Raw genomic sequence first — 18898 nt, 5'->3', positions numbered from 1 at the left:
GCCGTCAATCGCAGTGCGTCGGGGCATGGCCCGCCCGCACTGCTCGACCGCCTGACGCAGGGATTTGCTCATCAAGGCTTTACCATCGGTCTCGACGATCGCGCTAGCCATGCTTAGTCACAGAAATACCAAGATACTAATCAACGTGACGTGATGACATACATGTCTTCTCAGCGTGACGTGATGACATACATGCCTTCGATGTGGACGGATACGCCATGCCAGTCACAGCCCAGCGCCAGTCTCACGAGCCGACCCACGACCATTGCGTCCAGTTCTACGACGATGACGCCTTCCTGGCCGAGGTGATCGCCGACCACCTCCTCGAAGGCGCCCAGGCGGGCGAGCGCCTGTTCGTCGCCCTCACCCCGGCCCACCTGACCATGGTCAAGACGCGGCTCGAGGCGCAGGGCATGGACGTGGCGGAGGCCGAGCGGCGCGGCCAGCTGGTCGTGCATGACGCCCACCAGCTGCTGGCCGCCATCATGCGCAATGGCATGCCCGACAGGGCACGCTTCGACGCTCTGGTGCTGGAGACCCTGTTTCCGGCGAGTGCTGCTGCCGAGGCGCCTGTGCCGGTGCGTGCCTACGGTGAACTGGTCAACCTGCTGTGCGAAGACGACCAGCCGGATGCCGCGGTCTACCTCGAGGCCCTGTGGGATGAGGCCTGCCGCCGATTGCCGCTGAACCTGCTCTGCGCCTATGCCATGCACCATTTTCAGCGACCCGACGACAGCCACGTCTTCCAGGCCATCTGTCATGGGCACTCCCATGTCTTGCCCGCGGAAGACTTCCGCCGTCTCACGAGCCCTCATGCTCGCCAGCGCCAGGTGTCCCTGTTGCAGCAGCGGGCCAACGCCCTCGACCACGAGATCCGCAGACGTCAGCAGGCCGAGGCGCACCTCGACGAGACCAACCGACGCTGGCAGGGCCTCCTCTTGGAAATCACCGACCAGTTCGCGGCGCTCACCACGACATCGGCGCCTGAGGGGCCCCCCGGCCACGAGGAGACCCTTGCTCAGCGCCATGCCCTGCAGGGCGCCCTGGCAAGGGGCGAGGTCGCACTCTACTATCGGCCGCTGATCGATGCCGCCAGCGGTCAGATTGTCGGTGTCGAAGCCTCGCCGCACTGGCAGTCGCCGCAGTTCGGCGTGATCGCGGGCGCGCCGCTCCTGGCGCTGATCGAGCAGACCGACCAGCTGCCGGCCATCGGTCAGTGGGTACTGGAGCAGGCCTGCCGGCAGGGCCAGGCCTGGGTTGAGGCGGGACTGGAGTTCCGGATCGCCTTCAACGTCTCGACCAACCAACTGCTGCATGAGGACATCGTCGAGCGCATCGCCGCCGCCCTGAGCGATACCGGCTTGTCGGGTGACCGGCTCGAGATCGAGATCACCGAACGGGTCCTGGCCAGCGACCCGGTCCATGCCGAGAACATCCTGACGCGGCTCAAGGCCCTGGGGATCCGCTTGACCATCGACGAATTCGGCAGTGGCCAACCGCTGCTCCGCCACCTGCATCGCTTTCCGGTGGATGCCGTCAAGCTCGATGGCACCCTCACCGAGCAGTGCAGCGACGCCCCTCACCAGCAGGCGATCATCCGCGCCCTGCTGCTGCTGGCTCGCCAACTGGGGCTGGCGGTGTCCGCTCAGGGCGTCGCCACCCGCGCCCAGGCTGAGTTCCTGCGCAAGGAGGGCTGCGAGATCCTTCAGGGCCCGCTCTGGGCCCCCCTGGAGTATCGCGGCGACCAGGCGGTGGCCTGAGGAGGGCATCACCCCACGACGCCGCCCGCCGCCTGCGCGGCCGGTCGCCCCCGAGATGCCCGCTAGAAGCGATCCGCACGGAAGGGGGACATGTCGATGGCCGGTGTCTCACCATCCATCAGCTCGCCGAGCAGCCGCCCGGTGGCCGGCCCCAGGGTGAAGCCCTGATGCCCATGGCCGAAGGCAAACCACAGCCCCTTGTGCGACGGCGCCGGGCCGATCACCGGCTTCATGTCCGAGGTGCAGGGGCGAGCTCCCTTCCAGGGCGTCTCGTCGCGCCTTTCTCCCAATGGCACCAGCTGGCGGGCCACGGCCTCGGCGGCATCCAGCTGGTCGAGATCCGGCGGCGCATCGCGGTTTGCCAACTCGGCGCCGGTGGTCAGGCGCACGCCGGCACGCATCGGCGCCAGCAGGTAACCAACCTCGGCATCCATGACCCAATGCTTGAGTGTGTGCCCTTCCTTTAGCGCGTAATGCATATGGTAGCCACGCTTGACGAACAGCGGCAGTCGATACCCCAGGCGACTCAGCCAATCTCCCGACCAGGGGCCCATCGCCATCACCAGCTCACCGGCCTCCAGGGAGCCAGCGTCAGTCTCCACCCGCCAGCCATCAGTGCTCTGCTCAACCGATTCGACGCTTGCCTTGATGACCTTGCCGCCCAGCGCCTTGAAGGCCTCGGCGTAGGCAGCGACCAGGCCACCAGGGTCGGCGACGGTCCAGCTATCCCGCCACAGAATCGCCCCGATGGCATCCTGGGAAAGATCCGGCTCCTGCTCGACGAGTGCCGCCCGATCGAGCCGCTCATAGGTGAGGCCAAAGCGCTGGGCTAGCGGCTCCACCTTGGCCAGACGTGTCTCGAAGGCCTCATGTGTGCGATAGAGCTCCAGCCAGCCATCGCGGCTGACCAGGGAATCGGCCCCCGCCGCGGCGATCATCGGCGCATGTTCCTGGGTCGACAACCCGATCAGGGAGGCATATTCCGGCAGGATGCGAGCGTAAGGCGCAGGCGCCGAGTTCTTCCAGTAATGAAATAGGGCGCTGGCCGACTCCAGCATGCCGGTGGGCCGATAGCGGATATCCACGCGCCGGTTGGGCACGACCTGCATCAGGGTCCTGGCGTCACGCGGGAAGGGATAAGGCGCCACGGCTTCACGCTGAATGATGCCGCCATTGCCAAACGAGGTCTCATGGCCCGGCTCCCGGCGGTCGACCAGCACCACCGAACGCCCCCGCTTGGCCAGATGGTAGGCGATCGAGACCCCGACCATGCCAGCCCCCAGAACAATCGTATCGCTGACATCAGATTCCTTGGACATGCGCACTCCTGACCGTGAAGGAAGACAGCCGGCATCCACCGGATTCTCCATTCTAGGGTATACGACGGCTCATGCCATGCCGATCACGGGGTCCCGGCTCTACCCATTGTGGTGAGACACCATCCTCCACCTCGCTGACACGTCATTCTCGATGGCCTTGCTCCGAGCCCGCCACGTGAGGACGGCTGACGCCATGTCGGTGCTCGCGTAAGCTTCTGGGCTTACCTTTACCGCAGGAGCCCCCATGACCGATCGCGACACGCGCCATCAGCAGTCGATGCAGAAACTCAAGGACCATGTGGACGACAAGGTCGCCAGCGCGACCGAAGAGCGTGGCCTCTTGCTGGTGTTCACCGGCAACGGCAAGGGCAAGACCACCGCCGCCTGGGGGACTGTGACCCGGGCGCTGGGCTACGGCTATAAAGTCGGCGTGATCCAGTTCATCAAGGGGCTATGGGAATGTGGCGAGCGCGAGCGGCTTGAGGCCGATGCCAACCTCGAAGTCGCCATCATGGCCACCGGTTTCACCTGGGACACGCAGAACCGAGAGAGTGATACGAAGGCCTGCCAGGAAGTCTGGCAGGAAGCGAAGCGCATGCTCGAGGATCCCGAGGTTTATCTGGTCGTCCTTGACGAGATTACCTACATGCTCAAGTTCGGCTATCTGGATGTCACCGAGGTAATCACTGCGCTCAAGAACCGCCCAACGGAACAGACCGTGATCGTCACCGGTCGCAACGCCAATCGCGACGTAGTGGCCATGGCCGATACGATTACCGAGATGCAGGAGACCCGCCACGCCTTCAATGCAGGCCTAAAAGCACGCCGCGGCATCGACTACTGAGCCACGAACTTTCTTGCTGTCTGCGGCTCAGACATGACGATACCCTCGCCTCACAGGCCGAGCTGGCCCCATTCGGAAATGGAGACGACCATGAATGCCAAGGGAATCCTCGATCAACTGATGAAGCAGGCCGGCGGCCAGAGCAACGCCAGCGGCGGCAGTGGCTTCGACGCCCAGCAACTGGTGAAGGGGTTGTCCTCTCAGTTCGGCGGCAATAGCGGCAAGGATGGCTCATCCAGCGGCGGCTTCGACGTCAAGAGCCTGCTCGGTGGCGGCGCCATGGGCGCGCTGATCGGTTCCAAACGCGGCCGCAAGATGGGCGGCAAGGCACTCAAGTACGGCGCCATTGCCGGCGTCGGCGTGCTCGCCTGGAAGGCGTGGCAGAATCGCCAGGCCGGTGGCGATGCCGCCCAAGAAGGCGCTCCCATCGACGACCTGGATGGCCGGGCCCAGGAACAGCGCAGCCTGGAGATCCTGCAGGCGATGATCATGGCAGCCCGGGCCGATGGTCATATCGACGAGGCCGAACGCAGCCAGATCAGTGAACAGATAGAAGCGCTGGGCGCCGACGCTGAGCTGCAAGCCTGGGTCGAACGACAGTTTCAGGCCCCGCTGGATGCCGAAGCACTGGCCCAGCAGGCCGATTCGCCCCAGGCAGCCCGGGAGATCTACCTTGCCAGCGTGGCGATCATCGATGACCAGAACCCCATGGAGCGCGCCTGGCTCGATCAATTGGCCGCGGCCTTGGAGCTGGACGCCGAGATGAGCGCCGAGCTCGAACGTCAGGCCCTCGGCGCGACACAGGGCTAGTTGACCGCAGGCTTACCCCGACGGTGGCCGAGCCGAACCAGCAAGGCCGTACCATCGACCACAGGTTCGGTCACCTCGGGCAACACCTCGGCCGGCAGCTCCATGATGCAGGCCTGCTCGTGGACAGTAAGCACCCATTCTTCACAGTGCCTGCATCGATACTGGTCGCCGCCGTGGCTCGCATGCTGCCGCTCGAGCTCATCGAGCCCTGTGGCAAACTGCACGGCGACCTCCGGCCAGAACATCAAAGCTGTGGCTGAACCATCGGCCTTGCGGCAATCCTCACAGTCGCAATTCACTGTACCAAGCGGCGTGCCAGTGGCCATCAGCGACACCGCGCCACAGCTACAGCCGCCCTGGTAGAAGGGTCCGTTGCTCATGATGCGCTCCATTGATCAACAATGATGTTGCCAGTGTGACAGCGACCGGCAGCGCCCTACCAGCCAATATATTGCTCGCAGATCGCGACCCCTACCAGGAAGCCTCGACAGACCGGAACATCAAGTAAAAATGCAAGCAAAGGGCGCTTGAAGCTGAGAGTAAAAAGGCGCTTCTAGATCAAAACAGCGCGGCGCTTAGGTGAGTTTGGCGGCTATCGGCCAGAAGCGGCGGAAAATCGATCATTGTGCAGCCGATTGTTAACCGTCTCTCCGTACGGCATCCTGAACATGAACAACCTCCTGCACAGGAGCAACCTTATGGATGCCATCAGCTACACAGCCGCCAGAACCAATCTGGCAAAGATCATGGAGCAGGTCTGTGAAGACCACTCGCCTGTGATCATCACCCGGAGCAAGTCGCAGTCTGTGGTAATGATCTCTCTTGAGGACTACGAGGCACTGCAAGAAACTGCCTACCTTCTGCGCGGACCAAAAAGTGCTCGCCGCTTGCTGGAATCCGTTGCCGAACTGGAGCAAGGTAGTGGTGAGGAAAAGGAACTTCTTGAATGAAGCTGATCTTCTCCGGTAACGCTTGGAAAGACCATCTGTACTGGCAGAAAACCGACAAAAATATTCTTAACCATTCTAACACCTACTCGAATGCCGTCAGGGTCGCTGATATTGATAGTTCGACCCCAAGCATTCTCTTTGATGGCAGCTTGAATGCCCCATGCCCTAATTTCTGCCAAGGCAACCTCCAGGTCTTCGACGTTGAAACGAAGCTTGAAGCTACCCTCTTGAGGTGACTTGATGCCGTCCTTTGCTTTGCCCCCTTGCTTAATCATCAAGTAGCCGTCGCCTACTCAAGGCAGGTAAGCCTAAAACCGTTCTCGTCTTTTTCCAACAGCTGACGCAAACCGAAGAGATCCCGATAGAACGCCACGCACTCCTCGAACCTTTCAGTGTTGAGAATTATTCCATAGTGAGCGATATTCGCGTGCCTGAAGCCTCCTTGTGCTTAACGCCTTGGCTTTGCGGCGCACCGGAGCTCAGCGCAGTTGGCGTCCCGTTGACCACCTTGTTATACGAAGGACTCTATTTTTGACGCGGCATGCGAGAACTCAATTCATCGCAATACTTATGGCTATTGCGTCGTCTTTGGCTTTCTCAATTTTCTCGAGCAGCTCCTGCGTCTGCATTTCAGAATCAGCCAATAGTTTGTCTAGCTCTTCTTTTGTCGCGTACGCTTCCTCTACTGTCTCAGCCAGCTGAGCTTCAAACCCTGCACCGCGAAACCACTTAAATTTATCTAAATTCAGGAAGGCACCACCAATTGCGCACGCAAGAATCATGAGCGCCATTTCTTTTGGTTGCTGAAGGTATCCGAAGAAGAAAACGGATGAGAGGAGCACAACTAACAAAATATAGTTTGCTACATCGCGGACTATTTGGCGGATTCCCCTATGCTTCGACATTACTTAAACCTACTCCTCGTATAACGCGAAAACGAAGCGTCGCTTCTCACGCGTCCGCCTTCCGTGACTGGTTAGGCATTTTGATCACCGAGGAACTCAGTAATCAAATGCCAGCTCTCTTCATATTCTCGGCAGTCAGGAATGTCTTTTAAACTCACTTTTCCCCAGCCTTTACTCCGCGGTGCGCTGCGAATAATTTCTACGGGAAAAATATAGTAACTAGGGGGTCGCACTTCCTTTTTTCCATCCTTGGAGCCACGATTCAGCAAAACCACTACGACAAAATCACAGCCTAAGTTTTTGATCGGAAAAGCTGCAGCACCAGTGCGCCATCTGCTTTTAACCTGAATCATTGCTGATTTATTCGACTCAGGATTAGTCGCTACCAAGTCATACCCTGGCATATTCGTGTAGGTTTTGTATGAAGCTATCTTGTGCAATAGAAGCTGGCCTAGCACCAGAAACTCAGCACCTTCTGCTTCGAGCCTAGTATCAAGTCGTTGCATGCCTCTCCTTGATGCCTAACGTTGAGCACAGCGGCGGCCCGTCAGGGACGTCCGGCGGCCATCGGCCGCGAACTGCTGCGACTGGTTAAAAGTCATTGGCACATGCTTCTAACAGCGCGATTTTGACGATCAACTTCTGAATGAAACTGGAAACTTCAAGTTGATGCTTCTGAAGAACCGACGAAAGGTGAGACTCGATTTCTTTGACCTGCTCGTCGGTGAGTGAAGAAGTAAAGCTCACTTGCAGGTTCTGCCCAATTGTAGATTTCGACTCTTGAAACAGGGGCATGGTGCTCGAAATCGCTGCCTCAATGGCATCTGACGAAAATCCATGGCCAGCCAGACCCTCACGAAGCCCTCTTTCTATTTCCGCATCGTTTCTTACCGAGGCACTTGGAAAATCGATTACTTTGCTCATAATCTCTGACCGTTTAACAGATAGTTAGTCAGCACGCTCGTTTATTGACTTGAACGAGCGTGCGCGTCCTTTGCCAGCAGGGCATCTTTAGGTCGTAGGCCGCCATACTTTATTCGACCATAACCCTTCGCTTATATAGGCACAATGCCGACGATGGTCACGCCCGTCTCTCTTGTAGCGCTCGCTCCGCTTGATCGAGTTCGAACTGACTAAAACTCGCACGCCGTGGCGTTCGAGCAGTGCGGCGGTTACGCCTTGGCCGGGCACGCGGTGGCCGGTGAAGCTGCCGTCGTAGAGGGTGTGGCTGCCGCAGGAGGGACTGGCTTCGCTGAGAATAGCAACGCGGATGTGATGCCGCTGGCAAAGCACCAGCGCCTGCTTGGCACCGCTTAGGAAGGATTGGCTGACATCTTCGCCGTCCCGGTCGATCACCCGGGCGGTACCGTCCAGCACCCCGTCGCCTCCGCCGTCCTGGATCTCGGCGGGAGGCCGCGGTGTGCTCAGGCCAGCCTGCACTTCGGGGCAGGCGGCCACCAGGCGCCCTTCCCGGCGCCAGCGCTCTAAGGTGGCATCATGCAGCGTCTTGGCGCCGCCATCGTAGCGCACCGGCTGGCCAAGCAGGCAGGCGCTGATCAGTAGCTTTTCCATAAGCGCTAGCCTGCCATGCCATACCGGCGCATGGCATATCATTTACCGCCTCAGGCCCCCTGCGCCATGGCCTGCTGGAGAAAGGCCTCGCAGCGCTGGCGCGCTGGGCGCTCATTAAGGCCAGCACAGTAAGCTTCGAACTCGGGACGCCAGGGGATCGAGCCAAACTGCAGGCCCCAGCTGAGATGAGACCCTACATAGATATCCGCGGCACTGAAGGTGTCTCCGGCGATATAGCGCCTGCCGGCGAGAACGCCTGCCAGCGTATCGAGCACCGTCTGAAGGCTGCCGCAGCCAAGCTGCATCTGCTGTTGTTCGGTGGGATGGACCCCGAGCAGGCCATTGAGAGACAAGGCAGTTTCCAGGGGACCGGCGGTGAAGAACAGCCAGCGGTAGTAGTCACCCCGATGCGCCGGCGGCGGCGCCAGACCGGCCTCGGGGAAGGCGTCGGCAAGATAGGCACAGATGGCAGCGGTCTCGGTGACCACCACATCACCGTGGCAAATCGCCGGCACCTTGCCCATTGGGTTCAAAGCCAGGTAGTCCGGGTCCTTCATGGTCGTGCCGTAATCCAGCACCACCATGCGATACGCCACACCGAGCTCTTCGAGCATCCAGTGGACGATGCTTCCCCGCGACAAGGGGTTGGTATAGAAGACCAGTTCGGCTGATGGCGCGTGCTCGTCCGTGAACGCATGCGTAACAGGCTCAGCAACGGCCCGATCAACGCCTGCCAGGCGCTGTGCCTGCTCATCGGACAAGGCATCGACCATCTTGCCGCGCAGCTGTGCGGCCGGGGCAGCCAATGGGCCTGCCGAGTCTTCGACCTTGCCAAGCCCCAACGCCAGCGCATCGAGCTCGTCGTCGGTCAGCATCAAGGCCGGCAGCAACACGCCGGGGGCCAGCGCATAACCGGTGCCCGGGACATGCTCGATATCAGCGCCTACTGCTTTCAGGACGGCGACATCCTGATAAAGAGTCCGCAGCGAAATACCCAGCGTCTCGGCAAGTGTCGTGCCGCTGACCGGTTCTCCATGGCGGCGCATCAAACTGACAAGATCCTGAAGGCGAGTCTTACGGGACATGTGGTCGGTCTCCTCGAGTTGCTGGCATTCCCGCCAGCGCAACGACTGATTGCTCAAAATATGATGCAAGGGGCTGATACACGGGGCTTATGAAAAGCCCGATGGCAAAGGACCGACAAAAGGGTCCATCACCATAGCCACCGTGTTGATAGCCACCTGGGTGCGGCCATCATGCGCCCGAGTGGTGTGCACTTCCAGTGCTGGTATTCGTTCCGGCCATTGGCACTCGTCGCGAGGCGACACAGTTGTCTTGGCCCTCCACAGGCGCCATCACAAGACATTCAGCCAGCGAGAGGCAAATGGTCACTACAGACTAGCAGCAAGCGCCAGGAAGCAGATGGATGTTTATCCCACACGGCAATGGCACCTCATGGCTTCGTGCGTCACGAACAAGCATTACGTAGCTACAGACACCCCCACCGCATGGCTATTGGCTCTGGGTCTCAGGGCCTGTAGAAGACAAAATCACCGATCCTGGCCGTTTCGGTGAACTCTGCCGCCCAATAAGGCGAAATGGTGCGTTGGTGAAAGAACATCGCCCCATTGGTGTTGTCGGTTAGCTCACCATTGAGCGCCTGGCGGGCGACTTCCTTGACGATATCGTAGCGCTGCGGCTCCAGGACATAATCCCCTCGGCCGTCGCACCACCATGAGAACTGGCAGTAGCCCTGCTCGCCGCCCTGCTTGACCACACCGCAGATGGTGTCCGGAAAGCCGGAATTGCCTAACCGATTCATCACCACATGCGCCACAGCCGCCATGTCTTTGGGCGTTTCTCCCTTCGCTTCCCAGTAGATGGCCCGCGCGAAGCAGGTAATCGTATCGTCCAGGGGGGCGGCCCCGGTTGGGTCCACGGCGTCGATCCCCGGTCGCGTGATGGTAACGGCAGGCATCTCATCACCACCGTCGACAATGCCCTGCTCAAGTTGCTCGGCCTTTTCCTCAGCAATTTCAGCACGCTTTTCAAGATCGGCCGCCATGACCGGGCCCGCTACTACCAGCATCGCCAAGCAGAGCGCCATAAAGAGCGCCATAACTGAGTGGTACATGATGAACTCTCCTCACTACATCTCTGCGGCGCCATGCCGTAGATAGTGCACTTGATGATACTCCCCGAAAGCAATATCCGTGAGGATAGTCAAAAAAACGGCGAACCTATTTCGTCGTGATAGGTTCGCCGTGAAAGGGTCAGAGCGCCTGACCGAGAGAGACAGTAGTAGGCTGTTGCGACGCCGCTCAGATCTCGAAGCCGAGGCCGAAGTCCGCAGCGGAGATCGCCATCAGCGAGGCACCACCGGCCTTGATCATCTCGGCATGGGCGCGGGTACGGGGCAGCAGGCGCTGATAGAAGAAGCGCGCGGTACCGAGCTTGGCCCGGTAGAAGGCATCCTCCTCGCCGCCGAGCGCCTGGCTTGCCTGCTTGGCGGCGCGGGCGAACAGGTAAGCAAGGGTCACGTAGCCCGAGTACATCAGGTAATCGACGCTTGCCGCGCCCACCTCTTCGCGATCACTCATCGCCTTCATGCCCACGCCCATGGTCAGCTCGCCCCATTCGGCGTTGAGCCTGGCAAGCGGTTCGATGAATTCAGCCAGCGCCGGGTTGCCGGCCTCGGCCTTGCAGAACTGATGAATCTCCTTGGTGAAGACCTTGAGCGTCTCGCCCTGGCTCATCAGTACCTTGCGGCCCAACAGATCGAGCGCCTGGATGCCGGTGGTGCCCTCGTAGAGGCGAGTGATGCGCGCGTCGCGCACCAGCTGCTCCATGCCCCATTCCTGAATGAAGCCATGACCGCCGAACACCTGCACACCTTCGTTAGTCGCCTCGAAGCCGACCTCAGTGAGGAAGGCCTTGACGATGGGGGTCAGCAGGCCGAGCAGCGTCTCGGCCCGCTCGCGCTCGGCCGGGTCTGTTGCTTGCTCGACCAAATCGACCATCTGGGCGGTGTACATCACCAGCATCCGGCCGCCCTCGGCGAAGGCCTTCTGGGTCAGCAGCATGCGGCGCACATCCGGGTGCACGATGATCGGGTCGGCGGGCTTGTCTTCGGCCTTGGCGCCGGACAGCGCCCGCATCTGCAAGCGATCGCGGGCATAGCCCAGCGAATTCTGGAAGCTCGCCTCCATGAGGCCGAGGCCCTGGATGCCCACGCCGATGCGCGCCACGTTCATCATCGTGAACATGCAGGAAAGCCCCTTGTGGGGCCGGCCCACCAGGTAGCCCCGAGCGCCGTCGAAGTTCATCACACAGGTCGCGTTGCCGTGAATGCCCATCTTGTGCTCAAGCGACCCACAGGTGACACCATTGCGCGCGCCAGGATTGCCGTTTTCATCCGGCATGTCCTCTGGCAAGTACTTCGGCACCACGAACAAGGAGATGCCCTTGGACCCTTCCGGGGCGTCGGGCAGTTTGGCAAGCACCAGATGCACGATGTTCTCGGCCAGGTTGTGATCGCCCGCCGAGATGAAGATCTTGGTGCCGGTGATGTCATAGCCGCCATCGTCGGCCGGTACCGCCCGGGTCTTGATCAGGCCGAGATCGGTACCGCAGTGAGACTCGGTCAGGCACATGGTCCCGGTCCAGACACCTTCGACCAGCTTGGTCAGGTAGGTGGCCTTCTGCTCGTCACTGCCATGATGGCGCAAGGCATCGGCAGCGCCGTGGGAAAGCCCCGGGTACATGCCCCAGGCCAGGTTGGTGGCGCAGGTCATCTCGGAAAGTGCCATGCCCAGCGAATGCGGCAAGCCCTGGCCGCCGAACTCCGGCTCGGCGGCAAGACCCGGCCAGCCACCCTCGACATACTGACGATAGGCTTCCTTGAAGCCTCCGGGTGCCTTGACCTCGCCGCCTTCCAGCAGACAGCCCTCGCGATCGCCACTCTGGTTGATCGGCAGCAGCACCTCGCGGGAGAAGCGCGCGCCCTCCTCGAGAATCGCGCCGACGACATCAGGGGTGGCGTCCTCGCCGCCCGGCAGCCGCGCGTAGTGGCCGGGGAAGTCCAGCAGTTCGTCCATCACGAAGCGCAGATCGCGCAGGGGGGCCTGATAGTCGGGCATCTCGAATACTCCTGAAGGGGGCGTCCGCGCGACCACTGCCGCGGGACTTCAAACATGTGTTTGAAAATACCCAGCCGCCCACCAACAGTCAAGCGTTCGTTTTATTATCGCTCACCACCATGGTCTCACTCCGTAGAAGAAGGCATAAATAAGCGTGACTTACGGCAAACGCAAGAGGAGACAACGTCAGATGCGTAGGCACCCGACACCAGACAGAGCCGTCAGCTAGCACGAGACGATAGAGCCGTCAGCCGACCCGAAGCGAGAGCCCTATTGCATGCGGATACCGCCGTCGAGGCGGATCACCTCACCGTTGAGCATCACGTTGGTGATGATCTGCTCGGCGAGGCTCGCGAACTCTGCGGGTTTGCCCAGGCGTTTGGGGAAGGGCACGGCGGCGGAGAGCGACGCCACGGCATCCTCGGGTATGCCACTCATCATCGGCGTCTCGAAGACCCCGGGAGCGATACTCATCACACGAATGCCGTGACGCGAGAGCTCGCGCGCCAGTGGCAATGTCATGCCCACGACGCCTGCCTTGGAGGCGCTGTAGGCGGCTTGGCCCACCTGGCCATCGAAGGCGGCCACCGAGGCGGTGGTGACGATCACGCCACGCTCGCCGTCCTCGCCCGGGGTGTTTTCTGCCATGGCCGAGGCGGCCAGGCGCATGACGTTAAAGGTGCCGACCAGGTTGATCTCGACGGTGCGGGCATAGGCGGCGAGATCGGCCGGGTTACCCTCGCGGTCGAGCAGCTTGGCCACGCTGACCACGCCGGCGCAGTGCACAACGCCGTGCAGCCCCCCCATGGACACGCCAAGATCGACGGCAGCCTGGATATCGGCCTCTTTGGTTACATCGCCGCGACAGGCCGTTGCCGAATCCCCAAGGCGACCGGCCAATTCCTCCACGGCCTCGTTCAGGTCGCACAGCACAACCCGCGCGCCGCCGGCGACTAGGCGCTCGGCGGTAGCAGCCCCCAGCCCCGAGGCGGCGCCGGTGATCAGAAAGGTGCGTTGATTAACCTGCATGGTATCTCCCCCAATGGTTGCTCTTCCCGACCATTTCTAGTTAACGTTAACGTCAAAAGATAAGTTAGCAGCAGAGCCAGCCCAAGCAAATGCTTGTGCACCTTTGTCTATCCGCAAGGGGTCGCATAGGAAGGTATCGGTGGAAGGTATCAGCGCGGCGAATCAGGCGGGAGTCTTTGCTGGCGCGCCCAGCATGCCGATCAGTTCGCTTGCCAGCGTCTCCGGCGATTGGACACCGTCGGGGTCGTACCAGCGCACCGTCCAGTTCAGCGCCCCAAGCACGAAGCGCGAGAGCAGCAACTTGTCGCCGCGGATAAGCCCCGCTTCGAGCGCCTCGCCGATCACCTCCTGCCAGATCTGCTCGTAGGCATCGCGCAGGTGGCCAAGATGATCGCGAGAGTCGCCGTCCAGTCGACGCCACTCGTAGAGGGCGACGACGTGGGCGTTACGGTCGGTCAGCAGGGTCTGGAGGTGAGCCCGCGCCATGGCATGCAGGCGCATTTGTGCATCGTTATCGCATTGGGCAAGGGCCTCGCGAGCCATGGCGAGGGCGTTTTGGGTGCCCTCTTCGATCACCGCGCAGAGGATCTCCTGCTTGTCGCGGAAGTGATGGAAGAGGCTGCCCGACTTGATGCCCATCTGCTGCGCCAGCATGCGCACGGTGGTGCGATCGAAGCCCTCCTGCACGAAGAGCTGGGCGGCGACGCGAATCAGTTCCTGGCGCCGCGGCGAGTCATTCACTACGTTCATCGCATTTACACTAGCGCTTGCTTGGTTAGCCTTGAGAAGACCATAGCCCCCATCTGCGGTCAACGGCCATGGCCGGCGATCGCCAAGGAGTCTTACCATGTCATCTTCCCACGAGATCGTGATCCTGGCCGCCACTCGCACGCCGATGGGTGGCATGCTCGGCAGCTTGTCGAGCCTCACCGCACCGGAGCTTGGCGCCACCGCCATCCGGGCGGCGCTGGAGCGTGCCGGCGTCGATGCCGCGGCTGTCGACGAAGGCCTCTTCGGCTGCGTGTTGCCGGCGGGGGTCAAGCAAGGCCCCGCGCGCCAGGCGATGCGTCAGGCGGGCGTGCCCGACGGTGTCGGAGCCACCACTATCAACAAGCTGTGTGGCTCCGGCATGAAGGCCGCCATGCTGGCCCACGACCTGATACACGCCGGCAGCGGCGAGCTGGTGCTGGCAGGCGGAATGGAGTCGATGTCCAATGCGCCCCACGTGCTGACCAAGGCTCGCCGTGGCTATCGTCTGGGCCATGGCGAACTCAAGGATCACATGTTTCTGGATGGCCTTGAGGATGCCGAGACCGGCCAGCTGATGGGCGCGTTCGCGCAGAACATCGCCGACCAGCGCGGCTACAGCCGCGAGCGCATGGACGACTTCGCGATCGCCTCTCTGGAACGCGCCATGACCGCCCACGAGGCCGGCCACCTGCATGGTGAGCTGGCGCCGGTCACGGTCAGCGGTCGCGGTGGCGAGAGCCTGGTGGATCGCGATGAGCAGCCCTTCCAGGCAAGGCCCGACAAGATCCGCGACCTTCGCCCGGCCTTCACCAAGGACGGCACTATCACCGCCGCCAACGCCAGCTCGATCTCCGATGGCGCTTCAGGGCTGGTAATTTCCAGCCGCGAGGCCGCCAAGGCCCACGGCGCCCGCCCGCTGGCCCGGATTCTCGATCACAGCACCCACTCCCAGCACCCAAGCGAGTTCACCATCGCCCCGGTGGGTGCCATCGACACGCTGCTGAAACGCCTCGATTGGAAGGTGGATGACGTCGATCTGTTCGAGATCAACGAAGCCTTCGCGGTGGTCACCCTGCTGGCCATGGATGGGCTCGACATTCCCCACGACAAGGTCAACATCTTCGGTGGCGCCTGCGCCCAGGGGCATCCGATCGGATCAACCGGCTCGCGGATCATCGCCACCCTGATCAATGCCCTGCGCGTGACCGGCGGCAAGCGCGGCATCGCCAGCCTGTGTATCGGCGGCGGCGAGGCCACCGCCCTGGCCGTGGAGCTATGTGACTGAACACTCCGTTTTGGCGATGGCGTTACGGCGCCATCGCCGGCGACATCGGCAATGATTGTCGCCAGTCCCGCTCCTCCTGCGGCGTTGTCTCGGGCCAGATCACGGCACCATCGCGGGACGCCTCGTACCATTGTCGTGGCGTTACGAAACGCAGCCGGCTTTCGCCATCCTGCAGGGCCACACCAAGGCTCAGGGCGCCAAAGCCCGCGTAGAGGGCTCCCGTCAGGGTCTCATTGCGCCTCACCAGATCGGCCAGAAGCTCAAGCTTCTGCCCGGTCAGTCGCGCTTCGCTGATCCTCAGGCCTTCGGGGCCGAGCTGCACCCGGGCAGTACCCAAAATGCCCGACACATCCAGCAGCCGACCAAGCCAGCGGCGCTCACGGGCCGAGGCCAGAAGCAGCCGGGCCGGCAGGCCACTGTCGCGCATGGCCATCGACAAGCGTGCATCCAGCTCAAGGGGGCGCGCCCAAAGAAGCCGCCCCTCATCGAGGTCGAGCTGGACCCACCACGCCTGATCATTTTCGCCATTGGCGGCCTCGCGCGAGACGTTATCGAGGCGCAGGCGCGAGCCGGAGGCATCGAAGCTCATGCTCGCCAGGTCGCCATCCCGCAGTCGCGCCTCCAGTTGCAGATCCCCCCTCACCCGCTGCTCGCCGAGTCGCACACCGGCATCGAAGGCCTTGAGGGTCAGCTCCCCCTGCGCCTGCACGCCTTCAAGGGACAGATCCATCGACATGCTGGCCTGCCCCGACAGCCACTCGAGCCCGGCACCCGCCGGCAGGTAGGCGTTGAACATGACCAGGTCGTCTACCTCGGCGATCGGTAATTGGATACGAGTGGTCTGGCGCTCGAGCGCCTCACCATCACCTCCTATCAGGCCCATCGGCAGCGTGGACTCCAGCGAGAAGTGGCGCCCGGTGATCTGATCATTGGCCTCACCCTGACGCTCCAAGGCGACGCTTGGTAGCGAAATGCGCCAGCGCAGATCGGGAGCGGCTGGCTCGCCCTCGACCCAGGCCTCCAGGCGACCGTCACCACGGGCCTGATGGTCGAGGAAGCCTACCGTAAGCGAATCTGCACCGATCGCCAGTTGGCTGCCGGGCAAGAGGGTGGCGTCGGAAAACTCAAGCTCGGCGCTAAGCCGCCCCTTTCCTTGCACCGCCAGTCCGTGCGCCTCGGGCAGGAAGGTATCGAGGAAGCCCAGGTTGGCGACCAACCCGTCCAGCATCAGTTGGCCGCTTAGCGGGGCCGTCGTCGCCTCGACCGGCCAGACATGGTCGAAACGTGCCTGGCGGGCGATCAGGGTGCTGCGCAAGCGCGCCTCGTCGCCGGCCGCCTGCATCGCATCGTGCTTACTCGCCGCCTGCATCTCGAGCCGGGTCCCGGACAGGTCGAGCCGGCTGCCATCAAGGTGTGCCTCGGGCATCTCAAGCGTCAGGGCCAGCTCGCCTTCCAGCGTCTCTCCCCAAAGCCGGCCGCGGATGGCCTCGCCATTCAGCGAAAATCGGCCTCGCCCCACGGCGCCCGAGAAGCTCAGCTGCCCGGCAGACGTCGCCTGACCACCCAGCAAGGTGAAGGGGGCCGCGGAGGGCAAGTAGGCGTTCAACACGGAAACGTCCGGCACCTTGGCGTCCTGCCAGGCGAGTTCGAGACTCAGGTCATCGACCGCCGCGAGGGAGGCGCCTCCCTCGCTCACCGCCTCCAGGCTCAGGCGCTCGGCCTGCAACAGGCGTTGTCCATCGGCCTTGCGCTCGAGCCAAGCATCGGTGAGCGATACCCGCAGCCGTGCCGGCTCATCGGTGGGCCAGCGAGCAACCAACATTCCCTCTCCGCGGGCACGAACATCCAGGAAGCGGGCGCCCAGTCGTCCGGCATTGATGGTCAGTTGGCTGGCCGGCGCCAGCCGTCCTTCGCGGATTTCAAGCGTCGCGGCAAGCTCACCCTCGCCTTCCAGCGCCAGCCCGCGGCCGTCGAGTGCCGACTCCAGGAAGGCATCAAGAAAGTGCAGCTGGCTCACCCGACCGCTGATCACCAACCGCCCCTCTACAGGCAGATCATCCTGGGCCTGTCGGCGCTCGCCCAGTGGACGCGTCCCGCTGAGTACCGCCTCTTCAAGGACCAGCTCGGTGACCGGCATAGCGCCCTCCTCTGCCTGCCCCACGCCCACCCGCAATCGCGTGCCGGAAAGGTCCAGACGCTGCTCGAGAAAGTCGAGCTCCTTGATGGCCAGGTCGAGTCGTAGCTCGCCGCCGACACGATTGTCGAGCAGCGTCAGGTTCACCGCCTCGCCGGCCAGGGTCAAGGCACCCTCGAGCACGCCGTCACGGTAGTCGAGGCGTCCCTCGAGCGTCGCGTTGCCATCGTGCAAGGCGAATGGCAGCGGCTTGGGTAGGTAACGCGACAGGACGCCGACATCGGGTAGCCGGGCGCCCTCCCACACCAGGGTGGCGGCAGTCGGCGGTCGGGGCGGCACAGCCAAATCAGCATCCTCAAGGCGAGCCTCCAGCCGGAAGTGACGGCTGGTCATGAAAAGGGCCGCGGCCTGGGGGTTTCGCATCAGCATGTCATCAAGGGTTACCGTCAGGCGGGGCTCGCCCCCTGCCTCGACCCGCACGCCGACGCTGCCACGCCCGTCCAGTCGAACGTGCTGGCCAGCGGCATCCACAAGTGCCACGGAAGCATCATCACTCGCCGCGGCCTCGAACCAGGCGCCTTCCTTGAGCGTCAGTTGCAGATGGGAGGATGTGAGTGCCAATTCACTGCCGGGAACCAGTCGGCCCCGTTCGAGGGTGAGATCGCCCACCAGGCGACCTCGACCGGCCAGGCTCAGCCCGTCGAGACCACCCAGGTAAGGGGCAAAGACATCCCAGGCATCGGCCTGGGCGGCCAGTGACAAGCTGCCGGAGACGGCGCGTGCGGCGCCTCGACCCGCCAGCTGATCGGCACGCAAGGCCGCCAGACTCAGATCGGCGTCGAGACGAATGTCACGGGCCAGTCGTTTGTCATCGCGCCAGACCTCGGCCTCCTGAAGCGACAGCCGAAAGCGCGAGAGAGAAAGGTGCTGGTCATAAAGCCTCAGGCCGCTCAATGCCACTCCGCCCTGCCCCGACAGACGGTGCTCGCCAAGCGACAACGAGCGAAGCCCGTCGGCCTTGAGTACCAGGATCTCGACTCGGCGCATGAGCAATGCCCATAACGATACGTCGAGTTCGGCCGTCTCGAGTTCCAGCCCCAGCGACAGATCGCTGCCCTCACGTTGCAGCTTGAGGTCATGCACCCTGAGCTGTCCGGGGACGTGACTGCTGGCCGCCGACCAACTCACCGTCACCCCGGGGACCTGTGACAGGCGCTTTTCCAACCAGCCGCTGTTGAGCAGCCAGTGCGTGCCAACCAGATAACCGATTACCAGCAGCAAGACACCGGCAAGGCCCAGCGCGCCTATCCGCAGACGATGCTGGCGGGAGGAAGGGGTGACGTTGTCTCTTGGCATGATGATCCTTGCATGAGGGATGCACGATCAATGTAGCCTGACGGC

At 62.5% G+C, this 18898-nt stretch carries 18 protein-coding genes; 6 read left to right on the top strand and 12 right to left on the bottom strand.

All coding sequences use genetic code 11. The features are described from left to right. Positions 1–218 precede the first annotated feature (218 nt). Positions 219–1760: an EAL domain-containing protein gene (locus HF027_RS04525; protein ID WP_168013326.1), complete on the top strand. Its 1542-nt coding sequence runs from the start codon at positions 219–221 to the stop codon at positions 1758–1760. Positions 1761–1822: 62 nt separating this feature from the next. Here HF027_RS04525 and HF027_RS04520 read toward each other — a convergent pair whose 3' ends face one another. Next, complete coding sequence (locus tag HF027_RS04520) at positions 1823–3079, bottom strand: NAD(P)/FAD-dependent oxidoreductase (RefSeq protein WP_168013324.1); 1257 nt, start codon at positions 3077–3079, stop codon at positions 1823–1825. Positions 3080–3323: 244 nt separating this feature from the next. Here HF027_RS04520 and cobO point away from each other — a divergent pair, with 244 nt between their 5' ends. Together cobO and HF027_RS04510 are read left to right on the top strand one after the other, a co-directional pair. After that, the gene (gene cobO, locus HF027_RS04515) at positions 3324–3923 is read left to right on the top strand and encodes a cob(I)yrinic acid a,c-diamide adenosyltransferase (protein ID WP_168013322.1); all 600 of its coding nucleotides are present in this window, start codon (positions 3324–3326) and stop codon (positions 3921–3923) included. A gap of 90 nt (positions 3924–4013) precedes the next feature. Then, positions 4014–4733: a tellurite resistance TerB family protein gene (locus HF027_RS04510; RefSeq protein WP_168013320.1), complete on the top strand. Its 720-nt coding sequence runs from the start codon at positions 4014–4016 to the stop codon at positions 4731–4733. Here the strand turns inward: HF027_RS04510 and HF027_RS04505 are convergent. Then, entirely contained in the window at positions 4730–5113 is a 384-nt protein-coding gene (locus HF027_RS04505; protein ID WP_168013319.1) for a GFA family protein, read from the bottom strand. The two genes, HF027_RS04510 and HF027_RS04505, sit on opposite strands and share 4 nt — an antisense overlap. Before the next feature lie 318 nt (positions 5114–5431). On the opposite strand from HF027_RS04505, the gene HF027_RS04500 reads away from it, so the two are divergent. After that, positions 5432–5683 (top strand): type II toxin-antitoxin system Phd/YefM family antitoxin, encoded by a 252-nt coding sequence (locus tag HF027_RS04500; protein ID WP_168013317.1) that lies wholly within the window; start codon positions 5432–5434, stop codon positions 5681–5683. Further along, positions 5680–5919 carry a type II toxin-antitoxin system YoeB family toxin gene (locus tag HF027_RS04495; protein WP_168013315.1) on the top strand — a complete coding sequence of 80 codons (240 nt, stop codon included), beginning with the start codon at positions 5680–5682 and terminating at the stop codon, positions 5917–5919. The genes HF027_RS04500 and HF027_RS04495 overlap by 4 nt, the downstream gene beginning before the upstream one ends. Before the next feature lie 315 nt (positions 5920–6234). On the opposite strand, the gene HF027_RS04490 is transcribed toward HF027_RS04495, so the two are convergent. The 9 genes from HF027_RS04490 to HF027_RS04450 all read right to left on the bottom strand — a co-directional run bounded on the left by HF027_RS04490 (position 6235) and on the right by HF027_RS04450 (position 14078). Next, positions 6235–6588 (bottom strand): hypothetical protein, encoded by a 354-nt coding sequence (locus tag HF027_RS04490; RefSeq protein WP_168013313.1) that lies wholly within the window; start codon positions 6586–6588, stop codon positions 6235–6237. A gap of 71 nt (positions 6589–6659) precedes the next feature. Beyond that, positions 6660–7094 (bottom strand): hypothetical protein, encoded by a 435-nt coding sequence (locus HF027_RS04485; RefSeq protein WP_168013311.1) that lies wholly within the window; start codon positions 7092–7094, stop codon positions 6660–6662. A gap of 85 nt (positions 7095–7179) precedes the next feature. Further along, positions 7180–7512 carry a hypothetical protein gene (locus tag HF027_RS04480; RefSeq protein ID WP_168013309.1) on the bottom strand — a complete coding sequence of 111 codons (333 nt, stop codon included), beginning with the start codon at positions 7510–7512 and terminating at the stop codon, positions 7180–7182. Positions 7513–7599: 87 nt separating this feature from the next. Beyond that, the gene (locus HF027_RS04475; RefSeq protein WP_168013307.1) at positions 7600–8160 is read right to left on the bottom strand and encodes a 2-thiouracil desulfurase family protein; all 561 of its coding nucleotides are present in this window, start codon (positions 8158–8160) and stop codon (positions 7600–7602) included. Between the two features lie 50 nt (positions 8161–8210). Further along, positions 8211–9245: an HTH domain-containing protein gene (locus HF027_RS04470; protein ID WP_168013305.1), complete on the bottom strand. Its 1035-nt coding sequence runs from the start codon at positions 9243–9245 to the stop codon at positions 8211–8213. 443 nt (positions 9246–9688) lie between these two features. Next, on the bottom strand, positions 9689–10294 hold the full coding sequence (locus tag HF027_RS04465; RefSeq protein ID WP_168013303.1) for a cell wall hydrolase: 606 nt from the start codon (positions 10292–10294) through the stop codon (positions 9689–9691). A gap of 187 nt (positions 10295–10481) precedes the next feature. Further along, a complete protein-coding gene (locus HF027_RS04460) occupies positions 10482–12299 on the bottom strand; it encodes an acyl-CoA dehydrogenase C-terminal domain-containing protein (protein ID WP_168013301.1) in 1818 nt (605 codons plus the stop codon). 270 nt (positions 12300–12569) lie between these two features. Further along, entirely contained in the window at positions 12570–13328 is a 759-nt protein-coding gene (locus HF027_RS04455) for an SDR family NAD(P)-dependent oxidoreductase (protein ID WP_168013299.1), read from the bottom strand. A gap of 162 nt (positions 13329–13490) precedes the next feature. Continuing rightward, positions 13491–14078, bottom strand: a complete 588-nt coding sequence (locus HF027_RS04450; protein WP_168013297.1) for a TetR/AcrR family transcriptional regulator — start codon at positions 14076–14078, stop codon at positions 13491–13493. A gap of 97 nt (positions 14079–14175) precedes the next feature. Here HF027_RS04450 and HF027_RS04445 point away from each other — a divergent pair, with 97 nt between their 5' ends. Further along, a complete protein-coding gene (locus HF027_RS04445) occupies positions 14176–15363 on the top strand; it encodes an acetyl-CoA C-acyltransferase (RefSeq protein WP_168013295.1) in 1188 nt (395 codons plus the stop codon). Between the two features lie 22 nt (positions 15364–15385). On the opposite strand, the gene HF027_RS04440 is transcribed toward HF027_RS04445, so the two are convergent. Next, positions 15386–18853, bottom strand: coding sequence for a translocation/assembly module TamB domain-containing protein (locus tag HF027_RS04440; RefSeq protein WP_168013293.1), 3468 nt, complete (start codon positions 18851–18853; stop codon positions 15386–15388). Between the last annotated feature and the right edge of the window lie 45 nt (positions 18854–18898).

Origin of the sequence: Halomonas salinarum (assembly GCF_012062845.1) — a bacterium.
Taxonomy (GTDB): Bacteria; Pseudomonadota; Gammaproteobacteria; order Pseudomonadales; family Halomonadaceae; genus Onishia; species Onishia salinarum.
This window is presented reverse-complemented; position numbering and strand designations above follow the sequence as displayed.

Bases quoted from the DNA above. Each gene is read 5' to 3' on its own strand.
- HF027_RS04525 (WP_168013326.1), top strand. From the start codon at position 219: ATGCCAGTCACAGCCCAGCGCCAGTCTCACGAGCCGACCCACGACCAT.
- HF027_RS04520 (WP_168013324.1), bottom strand. From the start codon at position 3,079: ATGTCCAAGGAATCTGATGTCAGCGATACGATTGTTCTGGGGGCTGGC.
- cobO (WP_168013322.1), top strand. From the start codon at position 3,324: ATGACCGATCGCGACACGCGCCATCAGCAGTCGATGCAGAAACTCAAG.
- HF027_RS04510 (WP_168013320.1), top strand. From the start codon at position 4,014: ATGAATGCCAAGGGAATCCTCGATCAACTGATGAAGCAGGCCGGCGGC.
- HF027_RS04505 (WP_168013319.1), bottom strand. From the start codon at position 5,113: ATGAGCAACGGACCCTTCTACCAGGGCGGCTGTAGCTGTGGCGCGGTG.
- HF027_RS04500 (WP_168013317.1), top strand. From the start codon at position 5,432: ATGGATGCCATCAGCTACACAGCCGCCAGAACCAATCTGGCAAAGATC.
- HF027_RS04495 (WP_168013315.1), top strand. From the start codon at position 5,680: ATGAAGCTGATCTTCTCCGGTAACGCTTGGAAAGACCATCTGTACTGG.
- HF027_RS04490 (WP_168013313.1), bottom strand. From the start codon at position 6,588: ATGTCGAAGCATAGGGGAATCCGCCAAATAGTCCGCGATGTAGCAAAC.
- HF027_RS04485 (WP_168013311.1), bottom strand. From the start codon at position 7,094: ATGCAACGACTTGATACTAGGCTCGAAGCAGAAGGTGCTGAGTTTCTG.
- HF027_RS04480 (WP_168013309.1), bottom strand. From the start codon at position 7,512: ATGAGCAAAGTAATCGATTTTCCAAGTGCCTCGGTAAGAAACGATGCG.
- HF027_RS04475 (WP_168013307.1), bottom strand. From the start codon at position 8,160: ATGGAAAAGCTACTGATCAGCGCCTGCCTGCTTGGCCAGCCGGTGCGC.
- HF027_RS04470 (WP_168013305.1), bottom strand. From the start codon at position 9,245: ATGTCCCGTAAGACTCGCCTTCAGGATCTTGTCAGTTTGATGCGCCGC.
- HF027_RS04465 (WP_168013303.1), bottom strand. From the start codon at position 10,294: ATGTACCACTCAGTTATGGCGCTCTTTATGGCGCTCTGCTTGGCGATG.
- HF027_RS04460 (WP_168013301.1), bottom strand. From the start codon at position 12,299: ATGCCCGACTATCAGGCCCCCCTGCGCGATCTGCGCTTCGTGATGGAC.
- HF027_RS04455 (WP_168013299.1), bottom strand. From the start codon at position 13,328: ATGCAGGTTAATCAACGCACCTTTCTGATCACCGGCGCCGCCTCGGGG.
- HF027_RS04450 (WP_168013297.1), bottom strand. From the start codon at position 14,078: ATGAACGTAGTGAATGACTCGCCGCGGCGCCAGGAACTGATTCGCGTC.
- HF027_RS04445 (WP_168013295.1), top strand. From the start codon at position 14,176: ATGTCATCTTCCCACGAGATCGTGATCCTGGCCGCCACTCGCACGCCG.
- HF027_RS04440 (WP_168013293.1), bottom strand. From the start codon at position 18,853: ATGCCAAGAGACAACGTCACCCCTTCCTCCCGCCAGCATCGTCTGCGG.